We start from the raw sequence: 14,723 nt of genomic DNA on the forward strand, positions 1-14,723 counted from the left end.
ACGGGTTGAACCCGTAGAGAGAAGCGCACGGTTGGACGCTACGGATAGGGCGTCCGAATCACCGGCACGGGGGCGTGACGAATGGGGGGCGGTAAGGGCAGGGTGATCAGCAGCTCCTTCGGCGGCGTGGCATTGGCTGTCATGCTGTTGGGGGTGTTGCTGCTGTGGGGCTTGCCCGGCGGCGGATCAGGCGTGGCGGATGCGGCTTCGTCAGCGCGGACCTATGTCGGGGTTGCTTCCTGCGCCGGATCGACCTGCCATGGCCGGATGGAAGGCGACGGCAAGGTCGTGCGCCAGGACGAACTGATGCGCTGGCAGGAGCCCTCGACGCCGGGTGGAGCGCACAGCCGGGCCTTTGCGGTGTTGAACGGCGCGCGTGGGCGGCAGATCGCGGCGACCCTGGGGTTGGGCGATGCGGCGTCGGCGCCCGCCTGTCTGGGGTGCCATTCGACCCCGGCGGCGGCGCGCGGCACGCGCTTTCTGGCGCAGGACGGGGTGGGCTGCGAAGCCTGTCACGGTGCGGCGAGCGGGTGGATCGCATCGCACTATGCGGTTGGCGCGAGCCATGCCGCCAATGTCGCGGCAGGCATGACCCCGCTCGACCGGCCACAGGCGCGGGCGTCTGTCTGCCTCGATTGCCATTTCGGCAGCGCGCGGGACGGGCAGTTCGTCACGCACCGGATCATGGCGGCAGGGCATCCCCGCATCTCCTTCGAACTGGACCTCTTCTCGTCGATGCAGGCGCATCATGACGAGGATGCCGACTATGCGCAGCGCAAGGGACGGACCGACAGCCTGAGGCTATGGGCCGTAGGACAGGCCATGGCGGTGGAACGGGCGCTGACGCTCTATACGGGAGCGAAGGGGACGGAGGGGACCTTCCCCGAATTCTATTTCTTCGACTGCCAGAGCTGCCATCGCCGCATCTATGACCAGGCCGAGCGCAGCAAGACGTGGGAAGCCAATCCGGGACGGCCGATTCCGGCGGGCATGCCGCCCTTCAATGACGAGAATATGATCATGCTGTCGGCGGCGGCCCGCGTGGCTGCGCCGGGGTTGGCGGGGCGGTTCGATGCCGATAGCCGGTCTTTCCACGCGGCGATCGCGCAGGATCGGACGGCGGCCGTCGCAGCGGCGGCCAAGCTGGCCCAGAGCGCCCGTGCGCTGGCCGACATTTTCGCCGCGAACGGGATACGGGGCGATATGGCCTTCGCCATCGTGCGCGAGATTTCCGGCAGCGCGATATCGGCGCGCTTCACGGATTATGAAGGGTCGGTACAGGCGGTGATGGCGATCGACACGTTGCTCAACGGTCTGGTGAAGTCAGGGCGTGTGACGGTTGGCGCCGCGGCGGGAATCCGGGCGGACGTCAATCGCGCCTATGCGGCGGTCAAGGAACCGAACGGCTATCGGCCGGGTGATTTCCGTTCCGCCCTGGGTAGCGCGGCGCGCAGCATCGGGGCGCTCCAGTGAAGGGCCGGCCTCTGAGCGCGCTGGCAGCGAGCGCAGCGCTGATCCTCTCCTCCTGTGGCGGTGGCGGTGGCGGAGGCGGCGGGGGCAGCAGCACGCCGACGCCCGGGCCGACGCCCACGCCCACCAGCCTCTATGCGGTCCCCGCGCAGGAAGCTCTGACGGTGGCCGATGTCGAAACGGTGGTGGCGCATGCCGTGGCGGAAGCCAGTGCGCGCAATCTGCCCGCCGTGATCGCGGTAACGGACCGTGTGGGCAATGTCCTCGCGATATTCCGCATGACCGGCGCGCGGGCGACCGCGACCACCAGCGCCGCGCCCAATGGCGACAATATCGACGCGCAGAACCTGACCGTCCCGGCGGAAGCGGGCGCGATCGCCAAGGCCATTACCGGCGCCTATCTGTCGAGCGGCGGCAATGCCTTTTCCACGCGCACGGCGAGCATGATCGTGCAGCAGCACTTCCCGCCCGCGCCGACCACGGCGGGGCTGGAGAGCGGGCCGCTCTTCGGCGTGCAGTTCAGCCAGTTGCCTTGTTCGGACCTCTCCGCCCGCTTCGTGTCATCGGGGACGATGGCGATGATCGGGCCGAAGCGTTCGCCGTTGGGGCTGGCGGCCGATCCCGGCGGCTTTCCGCTCTACAAAAATGGTGTGGTGGTCGGCGGCATCGGCGTGATGGCGGACGGGGTCTATGGCTCCGACACCAATGTCCTCGACGATGACAATGACCCGGAGGAATATATCGCTCTTGCCGGGACGCTCGGTTTCGAAGCGCCCGAAGGCATTCGCGCCAATCGCATCACCGTGGACGGCACGTCGCTGCGCTATTCCGACGCTGCCTATGGCGGCTTGCTGGCGACAGGCGCGGTCAGTTTCGCCGCGATCAACGGCAGCAGGGGGGCGTTGGTCGCCGTGCGCGGCTATTATGGCGATCCTGCGCCGATGATCCTTGCCGGGGCCGCCTATGGCACGGAGGCGTCGGGTGTCCGTCCCGCGCGGACCAGCGAGTTCTCCAAGACCGACGCCTTCGTCCTGACCGACGGGTCGGGCAATGACCGCTTTCCCATCCGTGCCGGGACCGATGCAGGCGATGTGGCTCAGCCGCTGACGGTGGCGGAAGTGACCGCGATCCTGGAGGAAGCCTTCACCATCATGAGCCGGGCGCGGGCGCAGATTCGCCAGCCGCTCGACAGCCGGGCGCAGGTGACGATCAGCCTGGTCGACACCCGCGGGCAGGCGCTGGGCATCGTCCGTTCGCCCGACGCACCGATTTTCGGCACCGATGTCAGCTTGCAGAAGGCGCGGACCGCGGCCTTCTTCTCCGGCTCCCATGCGGGTCCCGACCTGCTGGCAAGCAGCAGCGCCGATGTGGCGGCTTTTGTGGGGAAGGCGCGCACCTTCCTCAACGATCCCTCCGCTCTGACGGGGCGCCATGCGTTCAGCGACCGGGCAAACGGCAATCTGTCGCGTCCCTATTTCCCGGATGGTGAGGTCGGACGGCCCAACGGCCCATTTTCCCGCCCCATCGCTCAGTTCAATCCCTTTTCGACCGGGTTGCAGTCGGCGCTGGTGGTGGGCGATCTTGCCGCGCATCTGGCCTATGTGACCGGCGCCAGCGCGACCGACACGCCCCAGCGTTGCTCTGCGGTGCCGACCGTCTCCCATCAGAACCGGGTGCAGAACGGCATCCAGATATTCCCCGGTTCCGTGCCCATCTATCGCGGCAATGTGCTGGTGGGCGGGATCGGCGTGTCGGGTGACGGCATCGATCAGGACGACATGATCAGCTTCCTCGGGCTCCACAATGGCGGGGTGCGCGTGGGCGGGATCGGCAATGCGCCCGCCGCGATCCGCTCCGACCAGATCGTCGTCGACCTGGGCAATGCGACCGTGCGGCTGCGTTATGTGAGTTGCCCGTTCGCGCCCTTCCTCGACAGCGCGTCGCAAAATGTCTGCGCGGGGTTGTAGGATATGGGCCTGCCCTCGTTCCTGCCCTTGCTCGCGCTGGCCCAGCCGGGGGAGCCGGTGCCGCCACCGCCGCCGGAAAACTGGCAGGAGATACTGGACGTCGACCAACAGTCCATCGAGGGCCGCCGCCGTCCCGGCTATGAAGCGCCGCTGCCCGAAGCGGTGACACAGGATAATAAGGGCGCCGTCCGCGCGCCGCCGCCCGAAGCCTTTCCGACCGATCAGGTGCCGATCCCCGATCGCTGGCGGTTGATCGAAAGCCTGGGCGTGGTCAAGGAGCGCTGGTTCGATCCCTATCATCAGAACACGCTGAAGGGCGACCGGCCGATCGACCGCGAAAAGGTGAAGTGGCTGCCGATCAAGGGCGACGACTGGTTCTTCGTCGCCAATGCCGTGAGCGATACGGTGCTGGAGCCGCGCACCTTCCCGATCCCAGTCGGAGTCCAGACGACGGAGCGGCCCGGCAGCATCAATGTGTTCGGCAAGGATGCGAGCTATGTGCTGAGCCAGACCTTCATCGGCGGCGTGGCATTGATCAAGGGGGCCACCGCCTTCAAGCCGCCGGAGATCGAATATCGGCTGACGCTGGCGCTCAACGTCAATCATGTGAATGTGCCCGAACGGCGCGTGCTGTTCGTCGAGCCGTCCAGACCCTCCCACCGCACCGACCATTTTCTGGGCGTGCAGGAGGCCTTTGTCGATTATCATCTGGCCAACACATCGGATCGTTATGATTTCCGGTCGCTGCGCGTGGGCATCCAGCCTTTCCAGTCCGATTTTCGCGGCTTCCTGTTCAACGACCAACAACTTGGCATCCGGCTGTTCGGCAATCGCGACAATAACCGCTTCCAGTTCAATCTCGCGGCCTTCTGGCGATTGGAGAAGGACACCAATAGCGGGTTGAATTCGGTCGTGCAGTCGCCGCGCAACGACTGGCTGTTCGTCGCCAACCTCTACCGGCAGGATTTCCTGATTCCCGGCCTCACCAGTCAGATCACGGCCGTCTACAACATGAACCGCGAAAAACGGGACGTGGAGATCGACGATAATGGCTTTCCGGTCCGTCCGGCGCTGCTCGGCGACTTGCGGGGGCGGGAATATGATGTCGTCTATCTCGGCTATAATGCCGACGGACGGATCGGGCGGATGAACCTGACGGCGTCGCTTTACGGCGCGCTGGGGGAGGACCGGAACAGTTTCTTCACATCGAAACCCGCGCAGATCAGGGCTTTCTTCGCCGCGGCGGAGGCGAGTTACGACAAGGATTGGATGCGTTTCCGCCTGTCGGGGCTTTATGCCAGCGGTGATGGCGACCCCTATGACAATCGCGAAAATGGCTTCGACGCGATCTTCGAGAATCCGGTCTTTGCCGGCGCCGACACCAGCTATTGGATCAGGCAGTCCATTCCTTTCGCCGGGGGCGGGCGCGTCATCGGGATCAACGGCCGCAACGGCCTGTTGAATTCGCTGCGATCCTCGAAGGAACAGGGACAGTCGAACTTCAACAATCCCGGCACGATGTTGCTGGGGGCGGGGGCGGACTTCGATCTGATGCCGCAATTGCGCCTGTCGGCCAATGCCAATCATCTCTGGTTCCAGAATACGGCGACGCTGCAGGCGCTGCGCAATGAGGGCAGCATTCCCAAGTCGATCGGATGGGATCTGTCGACGGCCGCGATCTGGCGGCCCAAGGCGACACAGAATATCGTCTTCCGCCTGTCGGGCGCCACTCTACTGCCAGGTGCGGGCTTCCGCGATCTCTTCACCAACAGCGAGGCTAACCGGAATTATTATTCGGTACTCGCCAACCTGATCCTGAGCTATTGATGCGCGCGCTCCTTGCCTTCCTGCTGTTGATCGTCGCCGCATTGACGGTGCCGGTGGTCATGCTCCAGGCCTCCGACGCGGAAAAGCCGGTCGAGCGCCATTACACTGCTGCACCGCCCGCGCCGATGAGCCAGACAGCCGATCAGGTCGCGGGGAAATCCGACGGCTGCTATAGTTGTCACACCAAAACCGACGAACCGTCCATGCATGCCACGCCGGCGGTGATGCTGGGCTGCACGGACTGCCATGGCGGCAACGCGGCGGTGCGGGGCGACCCGGCGCTGGGTTTCGACGATCCCGCCTATGTCGCCGCGCGAGAGAAGGCGCATGTGTTGCCGCGCTATCCCAAAAGCTGGCACTATCCCTCCTCCGCCAATCCTCAGCGCAGCTACACTCTGCTCAACCGCGAAGCGCCGGAATTCGTGCGTTTCGTCAACCCCAGCGACTATCGTGTGGCGCGGGAAGCCTGCGGATCATGCCATATGCAGGTGATCGAGGCGGCCGAGCGCTCGCTGATGGCGTCGGGCGCGATGCTGTGGGGCGGGGCGGCCTATAATAACGGCATCGTTCCCTACAAGAATTACATTTTCGGGGAGGCCTATACCAAGGACGGCAAACCCGCGAAGATCGTCTCCCCCGGCAGCCCGCCCGGCACGTTGACCGCCGGGCAGAAGGCGCGCGGCGCGCTGGCCGAACTCTATCCGCTGCCGACATGGCAGGTGATCCCGCCCGGCGACGTCTTCCGCGTGTTCGAACGCGGCGGGCGCAACATCAATACGCAGTTTCCTGAGATCGGTCTGCCCAATCCCACCGGATCGATCCAGCGGCTGGAGGAGCCGGGGCGGCCCGACCTCAAGCAATCCAATCGCGGCCCCGGCACCGGGCTGCGCGTGGCGATCCCGGCGCTCAACATCCACAAGACCCGCCTCAACGATCCCTATATGTGGTTCATGGGCACCAACGACCAGCCGGGCGATTATCGCCATTCGGGCTGTTCGGGTTGCCATGTCGTCTATGCCAATGACCGCGAACCGCGCCACAGCCTGATCTATGCGCAATATGGCCGCGATGGGCAGACCGCCACGGTCGATCCCACCATCGCCGGCAAGATCAGCCATGGCGGGTTGAAGGGGCCGCATGGCGAAACGGTGGCGCCGGATCATCCGGTCGGCGCGGTCAAGGAAAGCGGCCATCCGATCCGCCATGCCTTCACCCGCGCGATCCCGACCGCCCAGTGCATGAATTGCCACATGCACCAGCCCAACATCTTCCTGAACAGCTATCTGGGCTATACCATGTGGGACTATGAGTCCGACGCGCCGTTGATGTGGCCGGAAAAGCAGAAATATCCGACTGCTGCCGAGGTGCACCAGACGCTGGAGCGTAATCCCGAAGGCGCCAGTCCTCGCGGCAAATGGTCGGATCTGGAATTCCTGCGCAACGTCTATGATCTGAACGACAAGGCGAAGGACACGCAGTTCGCGGATTATCATGGCCATGGCTGGAACTTCCGCGGCGTGTTCAAGCGCGATCGCGAGGGCAATCTGCTCGACGCGGACGGCAAGATCGTGTCGCCCGAAGACCCGGAAAAATGGCGCAAGAAGGGCGAGGACAAATTCGTTCCGGTCGGCACCAATCCAGGCAAGACCGTGCACCTTATGGACATTCACGCCGAAAAGGGGCTGCAATGCGCCGATTGCCATTTCGCGCAGGACAGCCATGGCAACGGCTTCATCTACGGCGAGGTGGCCAATGCGATCGAGATCGGCTGCAAGGATTGCCACGGGACCGCGGACGCCTATCCGACGTTGCTGACCTCCGGTCCGGCCGCGCCGCCCAAGGGGACGAACCTCGCGTTGCTCCGCAACCCGGATGGCAAGCGGCGCTTCGAATGGTATTATGACGCCAGCGGGCGGCAGCGGCTGATCCAGCGTTCCATCGTCGATCCCAAGCTGGAGTGGGAAGTGTCGCTGGTGAAGGATTCGGTCGATCCGGCCAATCCGCATTTCAACGCAAAGGCCGCCCGCGCCAAGTTGATGAGCCGGTCGGGCGCGGAGGATGGCAGCTTTGCTTTCGGTCCGGGTGTTGCGAAGGAAGATCGCGCCCATGGCGATGACAGCATGGCCTGCTTCACCTGCCACCTCAGCTGGACGACCAGTTGCGGTGGCTGCCACCTGCCGATCGAGGCGAACTGGAAGACGTCGCTGCACCATTATGACGGGGAGGAGACGCGCAACTTCGCGACCTATAATCCGCAGGTGGCGCGGGACGAGATGTTCCAGCTCGGCAAGCATATGACCACCAAGGGCAATGAAACCGCCCCGGTGCGATCGACATCGGCGCTGGTCCTGTCCTCGACCAATATCAATCGCGAGCGCATCTATATTCAGCAGCCGCCGGTGTCCGGCATCGGTTTCTCGTCCCAGGCCTTCGCGCCGCATTTCCCGCATACGGTGCGCCGGACCGAGACGAAGACCTGTAGCGATTGCCATTTGTCGGTGAAGGACGACAATAATGCGATCATGTCGCAACTCCTGCTGCTCGGCACCAATTTCGTGAATTTCGTGGGCCTGAATGCCTGGACCGGCCTGGAAGGCGGGTTCGAGGCGATCCGCGTCACCGAATGGGACGAACCGCAGGCGGTGATCGGCAGCTATCTTCAGAAATATGCCTATCCCGATTATTGGAGGCTGCATGTCGATCAGAACAAGCGGGAGTTGAAGGACTGGGTACGCGGCAAATATTTCGACAGGAAGGCTTCGGGCGAGACCCATGCCGTCGAGGAATTCCGCAATGTGGTGAAAAGCACGGCGGATCGCGTCGGCTGCCTGCAACTGCGCGGCGAATATATGTATGTGGCCGAAGGGAAGGGCGGTTTCCGCGTCTATGACGTGGCGTCGATCGCCAACAAGGGTTTTTCCGAACCGATCGTGAGCGGGCCTTTCTCGAAACTCGGCCATAATACGGGCGTGCCGTCGAAGAACGCGACCTGCATGGCGCTGCCGACCAACCAGCCGATCAATCCGCTGCGCAACACCAGGGAACTGCGAGAGATCAACCAGGAGCAGCCTTTCCTGGCCGTCTACAGCTATGCGGCGGTGACGGACAGTGTCGAGGGCCTGATCATGGTCAATATCGAGACCATGGCCGATGGGGAGTTCCGCAACAATTTCCTGAAGCGGGCCGTCACATGGAACCCCAATGGCGTGTTGAATGGGGCGCGGCATATCCAGTTGGCCGGGCAGATCGCCTATATCACGGCGGATGTCGGGCTCGTGGTGGTCGATCTGGCCGATCCGCTGCACCCGCGCCTTGCCGCCGTCCGTCCGATGAAGGATGCGCGGGCGAGCGCGATCCAGTTCCGCTATCTCTGGGTGACGGACGCGGAGGGGTTGAAGCTGTTCGACGTGACGCGCCTTGCTGATCCCGTAGCGGTTCCGTCCGCGACGGTGCCGCTGGCCGACGCGCGGCGCGTCTATCTGGCGCGTACCTATGCCTATGTCGCCGCCAAGGCAGAGGGGTTGGCGATCGTCGACATCACCAATCCACTACGGCCCAAAATCTATGCCAAGGAGACGTTCGGCGGTCAGATGACCGATGTGGAGGATGTGATCGTCGGCACGACCAATGCCTCGCTGTTCGCCTATGTCGCGGATGGACGGAATGGCATGAAAGTCCTCCAGCTTACCAGCCCGGCGAGTCAGCCCAATTTCTATGGCTTCTCACCTGCACCCAAGCCGGAACTGATCGCCTGGGCACGGACGCCCTCGCCGGCAGTGGCACTATCCAAGGGGCTGGACCGCGACCGGGCGGTGGACGAGACGGGCGGGCAGATCGCGGTGTTCGGACGACTCGGCTCGCGGCCCTTCACCCGGCCGGAGATGGAGCGGCTGTTCCTGAATTCGAGGGGAATTCCCTACAAGGTCAGAGACGAGGTGGACATGAAGGGGTGGCGGCCGCCCCTGAAGGCACCGCTCGGCCTGTAGGTCATGGGTGACGAAGGTGATGCGACAGAGGTGCGGAAAGGCATCGGTTCCTGACAGGGCCGCCGGGAATGCGGGGGCGTTTCAGGAATGACCCTCGATCGCAAATCCTGCCAGCATCTCGGCAAGGGCTTCGATCTCTTCATCGCCCTGATCGAGCACGGCGCTCAGGGCTTTTTCAACCTTGGCGGCAACGAAACGGGATGGTCCGGCATAGGCGAGTGACCAACCCAGGAACCGTCGATGGTCGAACGGCCCATAGGCTATCGTATGGATCGCCTCGTGCCGCGCATCCCGGCTGATGCTCTGCTTGAGCTCCGCGATCGCCGCCGGAGAGCCTTCGAGATATTGCGTGAATTTCTGGCCGGTGAAAAGCAAGGCGCCGGTTACGCGGAGCGACCGATTGCGAGGCAGCGAAACCTCTACAATCTCCTGGATACCTTCGTTGGTTTTGCGGGCGTCCAACCGGCTTGTGCTGATGTAGAACCATCTGTGGAGCATCGCGCCATTATGACGATTGTAAAATTATGAGTAAAGGCGAGGCGCATGGTGGGGACCATTTTTATGCGCCTCGCCTCCCCCACTTGACCGCCTCTTCGGGGGAAGAAGCGATTGATCGAACAAGGCTTTTCTGCCTGAAAGGGGTGAATGATCGACCTATGTCGATGTTGTAAAAATACGACACTCCGCTGGGTGAGATCGTTATTTATGGAACATTATAGAATTGTTCCGCACTGACGGAGCAAGACTATGTTTTCACCGAACAAATCTGAGTTCCGGTCCGACGGGCCAATCGAAGAACAGCGTCGGCATCCTCGTAAGGCGGTCTTCAAATCCGCACTAATCTATCCCGTGTTGAGCAGAGCCTGCCTGTCTGTCACCAATGTTTCCCCGCATGGCATAAGCGGGCGGGCGGCGCTCACGCTCGGCTTGCGGGAGCAGGTGCATGTCGGCTTTGACGACACCAACTTCATCACGGCCGAAGTTCGCTGGACCAACGGGCAGCAAGTCGGCCTTATGGTCGAAGACCCTCTTCTCTGGGTGACGGGGAATGACTCCCTGCTCGAACGCCTGAGCGACAGCCATCATCCCAGGGAAAGCCGCGTCGTGGTCAATATTTCCGCCACGCTGGTCACATCCGCGCCCGTCATGGTCGGAACCATCCGAAACATGTCGGAAGAGGGCATGATGATCGAATCTTCCGGCCTGAGGGAGGGAACGAGGCTGCTGGTGAAGAGCCGGGGTAGAAGTACCCGGATGGGCCGCGTACAATGGGCGACCGATCACATGGCCGGTGTCTTTTTTGAAGGAGGCGTTTAAAAAAAGTTAACCATGTCTGGAACCTAATTTCCTTAACCACGTTATGGGGGCAGGGAAATTATATATGTAGGTCGCAATGAGGACAAAATGTCCCGTCTACATTGTAATTGGGGAGGCGCCTCTTCGCCGTCATCTGGTGTCGATGCTGCGGTCGCACGGCCATGTCCCGACCCCTTTCTCCACCGGAACCGATTTTCTTGAAGCGAGCCATTTCCTCCATCCGGGCATTGCGGTTCTGGACGTCCATCTGCCCGACATGCCTGGCCTCCTCACCCTTCAGGAATTACTTTCCAGACGGCGCGATATTCCCATCATCATGACGTCCACGGGCGCGGACATTCGCGTTGCCGTGCAAACGATAAAAAAGGGTGCGGACGACTTTGTCGAGCAACCCGTCGATGACCAGATTCTTCTGGAAACCATCGACAATACCGCTTTGCTTCTGGAGGAGAGAATCGATCTGCAGAAGGAAAAGATTCGCGTCGAAATCTTCCTCGACAGACTTAGCAAAAGAGAATTTGACGTCTTGAAAGAGCTTGCCAACCATGACGACAATTACAGTGTCGCGAAGAAGCTCAATTTGACGGTAAGGTCGATAGAAACCTACCGCTCGCGCATCATGCGGAAATGCGGGACATCCAAATTTGCCGATGCCGTCTCCATGTGCCGGGGATATATATCATAGGGGAGCCCCGGATTCTCTTGGTCGCAAACGATCGATCCCACTATGTCCGGCCAATCGTTATCTGGCGCACAGGCCTTGCGGTGACGCCTATATGAGCAGAAATATGGTCAGGAGGTGCGGCAAGGAGTGGGAGCAGGGAGAAGATCACGACCGATGATCCCATATTTGCCGATACCGCTCCCCGCGACAGCCGAGGATGCGTGGGTGGCGATGATCGCCGCGCAATCCATCCCCGCCGGACGCCCCCGCTTGCGATATGCCGGAGCGATCGATCTGATAATGGAATCGGATCGATCGCTCCGTTTCTTTGTTTTACTGCGATTTCTTGACCGTCAAATGATGCCATCGGACGGGAATTCGCCCTATTGCGAGGCCGACCGAATATAGGCGATGACGTTCTGGCGGTCCGCCGGCTGCTTCAGCCCGCCGAACGGCATCCGGTTGCCCGGAAAATTCTGGGACGGGGCAGCCAGAAAGGCGTCCAGCGTCGCGTCGTTCCATGGCCGGGCGGCCTTCGTCATAGCCGGGGAAAAGCGGAAATCGGCCAGGCTGCCCGACTTGCGGCCGAACAGCTTGTACAGATTGGGTCCGATGGTGGATTTTCCGCTGGCATCGATCCGGTGACAGGCCTGGCATTGCGCGAAGACCTGTTTTCCCTTTACCGGATCGCCCGCCGCAAAGGCATTTCCGGTGGAAATCGCGACAAGAAAAGTGACGGCTGACAGGGACGCTAAAGATCGCTTCATGGGACAATTCCATTTGGAGGATGGGAGGAAAGGATGGGGGTGAGAATTGAGCTGCCGCGCATCTTTCACCCGATCGAGCGGGCGATGGATTTCAGGATGCCGCCGCCCAGAAAATAGCGTTTCTCCATCATCGTATCGATCCGGCAGAGCGTTTCGAACGACAGGGATGATCCGTCGGCCCGATCCACCCGGACCGTGACAGGCCCTAGCGGTTCCAGATCGGCCAGATCGAGGATGGTGAAACGATCGCTGTGACACAGCCCCAGACTGTGGCGGTCCTCGCCCGGCATGAACTGGAGCGGCAACACGCCCATGCCGACAAGGTTCGCGCGATGAATCCGCTCGAAACTCTCCGCGATCACGACGCGGACACCAATCGCCGCCGTTCCCTTCGCGGCCCAGTCGCGGGCCGACCCGGTGCCATATTCCTTGCCCGCGACGATGACGAGGGGGATGCCGTCCTGACAGAAACGCAGGGCCGCATCATGGATGGGCATGACCTGTCCTTGATGGAGCGTCATGCCGCCTTCGATGCCCGGCACCATCTCGTTGCGGATGCGGACATTGGCGAAGGTGCCGCGCACCATCACCTCATGATTGCCGCGCCGCGTGCCATAGGAATTGAAATCCTCCGGCGCGACATCCAGCGCGCGCAGATAATGACCGGCGGGGCTGTCGACCGCGATCTGCCCCACCGGGGAGATATGGTCCGTGGTGATCGAATCGCCCAATATCGCGATGGGTGCCGCCCGGAGCACATCGTCTGGCGGCGTCGGTTCGGGGGACATGCCGTCGAAGAAGTCCGGGCGGGCGATATAGGTCGACCCTGCCTGCCAGGGGAAACGCTCCGCCGCGTCCGCCGGAAGGTCGGACCAGCGGGCATCGCCGGTGAAGACATCGCCCGCCAGCGCTGAAAAGCCCGCCCGGGTGACGAAGCGGGCGACAAGGTCCGCCACTTCGCCGGCACTGGGCCAGATGTCGCGCAAATGGACCGGCCTGCCGTCGGCGTCGGTGCCTAGGGGTTCGGTCATGATGTCGCGGGCCGTGGTGCCCAGCAGCGCATAGGCGACGACCAGCGCGGGCGAGGCGAGATAATTGGCCCGGACCAGCGGCGAGATGCGGCCTTCGAAATTGCGGTTGCCCGACAATATGGCGGAGGTAATGAGGCGGTTGTCCGTGATCGCCGCCGCGATATTATCCGCCAGCGGCCCGGAATTGCCGACGCATGTGGCGCAGCCATAGCCGACAAGGTGGAAGCCCAGCGCATCGAGATCGTCCTGAAGCCCGGCGCGCGTGAGATAGTCGCTGACCACGCGGCTACCCGGCGCGAAGGACCGTTTGACCCAGGGTTTGCAGGACAGGCCCATGGCCCTGGCCTTGCGCGCGAGAAGCCCGGCGGTGATGACCGAAACCGGGTTCGACGTGTTGGTGCAACTGGTGATCGCGGCGATGACGATGTCGCCATGGCCAAGGTCGAAATCGCCGCCTTTGACGGGGTGGCGGTCCGCTGCGCCCGCTGTCACGCCGAAGCCGGGCAGCGCGTCGGCGAAGCCTGTCGCCAGCGCCGGCAGATCGACCCGGTCCTGCGGACGGCGCGGTCCGGCGAGCGAAGGGACGATGGCCGACAGGTCCAGTTCGACCAGATCGTCATAGCTCGGTTCGGGGTCGGCCGGGTCGCGCCACAGATCCTGCGCCCGTGCATAGGCTTCGACGAGGGTCACAAGCGCCTCGTCCCGGCCGGTCAGCCGCAGATAGGCGATGGTCTGCCTGTCGGGAAATAGCCGCAGGTCGCGCCATATTCGGGCGCCATATTGGCCAGCGTCGCCCGGTCCGCGACCGGCAGCGTTTCCAGCCCCGGCCCGCAAAATTCGACGAAGCGCCCGACCACGCCCCTGGCGCGCAACAATTGGGTGACGCGCAGCACCAGATCGGTGGCAGTCGTGCCTTCGGGCAGGGCGCCGGTCAGCCGCACGCCTGTCACCTGAGGGCGCAGCATGGATACGGGATGGCCCAGCATCGCCGCCTCCGCCTCTATGCCGCCCACGCCCCAGCCCAGCACGCCAAGACCGTTGACCATGGTGGTATGGCTGTCGGTGCCGACGCAACTGTCGGGATAGAGCAGCGGCATGGCTTCGCCGTCCTGCTCGCTCCACACCACGCGCGCGATATTCTCGATATTGATCTGATGGCAGATGCCCTGACCGGGCGGTACGACATGGAAATTGTCGAGCGAGCGCGCGCCCCAGCGCAGAAAGGCATAGCGTTCCGCGTTGCGCGCATAATCCAGCGCAAGATTGCGTTCGAAGGCGTCCGCGCTTCCCGCATGGTCGACCATCACCGAATGGTCGATCACCAGATGCACCGGGATGGCCGGGTTCACGGCTTTGGGCGACTTGCCCAGGGCGGGCATGGCGTCGCGCATGGCGGCCAGATCGGCGAGGCAGGCGGTGCCGGAGAAATCCTGCATCAAAACGCGGGCGGGATAGAATTGGATCTCCCGCGCCGCGCCCGCTGCGGGCGCCGCGAACGCCTCTATATCCGACGCGCCGATATGGAGCCCGTCCTCCTTGCGCAGCAGATTTTCCAGCAGCACGCGCAGCGAATAGGGCATGTGCCGCAGGCTGCCGAACCGGGCCTCGGCTCGTTTCAGCGAATAATAGGCATAATCCTGACCCCCCAGGTGCAGCGTGGCGCGCGTGTCGAAGCTGTTCATTCCCGATGTCAT

At 63.0% G+C, this 14,723-nt stretch carries 8 protein-coding genes and 1 pseudogene; 6 read left to right on the forward strand and 3 right to left on the reverse strand.

From position 1 onward, the window contains the following. The first annotated feature begins 81 nt into the window (after nucleotides 1–81). The 4 genes from YP76_RS13000 to YP76_RS13015 are packed head-to-tail and all read left to right on the forward strand — an operon-like array spanning nucleotide 82 to nucleotide 9,250. Nucleotides 82–1,473: a multiheme c-type cytochrome gene (locus YP76_RS13000; RefSeq protein ID WP_046763994.1), complete on the forward strand. Its 1,392-nt coding sequence runs from the start codon at nucleotides 82–84 to the stop codon at nucleotides 1,471–1,473. Then, a complete protein-coding gene (locus YP76_RS13005) occupies nucleotides 1,470–3,437 on the forward strand; it encodes a heme-binding protein (protein ID WP_046763995.1) in 1,968 nt (655 codons plus the stop codon). The genes YP76_RS13000 and YP76_RS13005 overlap by 4 nt, the downstream gene beginning before the upstream one ends. Nucleotides 3,438–3,440: 3 nt before the next feature. Beyond that, nucleotides 3,441–5,264, forward strand: a complete 1,824-nt coding sequence (locus YP76_RS13010; protein WP_046763996.1) for a hypothetical protein — start codon at nucleotides 3,441–3,443, stop codon at nucleotides 5,262–5,264. Next, the gene (locus tag YP76_RS13015; protein WP_046763997.1) at nucleotides 5,264–9,250 is read left to right on the forward strand and encodes an LVIVD repeat-containing protein; all 3,987 of its coding nucleotides are present in this window, start codon (nucleotides 5,264–5,266) and stop codon (nucleotides 9,248–9,250) included. The genes YP76_RS13010 and YP76_RS13015 overlap by 1 nt, the downstream gene beginning before the upstream one ends. Before the next feature lie 81 nt (nucleotides 9,251–9,331). Here YP76_RS13015 and YP76_RS13020 read toward each other — a convergent pair whose 3' ends face one another. Next, complete coding sequence (locus YP76_RS13020) at nucleotides 9,332–9,748, reverse strand: BLUF domain-containing protein (RefSeq protein ID WP_046763998.1); 417 nt, start codon at nucleotides 9,746–9,748, stop codon at nucleotides 9,332–9,334. A 351-nt stretch (nucleotides 9,749–10,099) separates the two neighbouring features. Between YP76_RS13020 and YP76_RS13025 the strand changes: the two genes are divergently transcribed. Both YP76_RS13025 and YP76_RS13030 read left to right on the forward strand, forming a co-directional pair. Continuing rightward, on the forward strand, nucleotides 10,100–10,567 hold the full coding sequence (locus tag YP76_RS13025; RefSeq protein ID WP_232307534.1) for a PilZ domain-containing protein: 468 nt from the start codon (nucleotides 10,100–10,102) through the stop codon (nucleotides 10,565–10,567). Nucleotides 10,568–10,643: 76 nt separating this feature from the next. Further along, nucleotides 10,644–11,252: a response regulator transcription factor gene (locus YP76_RS13030; protein WP_046764000.1), complete on the forward strand. Its 609-nt coding sequence runs from the start codon at nucleotides 10,644–10,646 to the stop codon at nucleotides 11,250–11,252. A 362-nt stretch (nucleotides 11,253–11,614) separates the two neighbouring features. Here the strand turns inward: YP76_RS13030 and YP76_RS13040 are convergent, their stop codons facing one another. Continuing rightward, entirely contained in the window at nucleotides 11,615–11,998 is a 384-nt protein-coding gene (locus YP76_RS13040) for a c-type cytochrome (RefSeq protein ID WP_046764002.1), read from the reverse strand. 65 nt (nucleotides 11,999–12,063) lie between these two features. Then, nucleotides 12,064–14,723 (reverse strand): annotated as a pseudogene (gene acnA, locus YP76_RS13045) (aconitate hydratase AcnA).

This window comes from Sphingobium chungbukense (assembly GCF_001005725.1).
Classification (GTDB): Bacteria; Pseudomonadota; Alphaproteobacteria; order Sphingomonadales; family Sphingomonadaceae; genus Sphingobium; species Sphingobium chungbukense.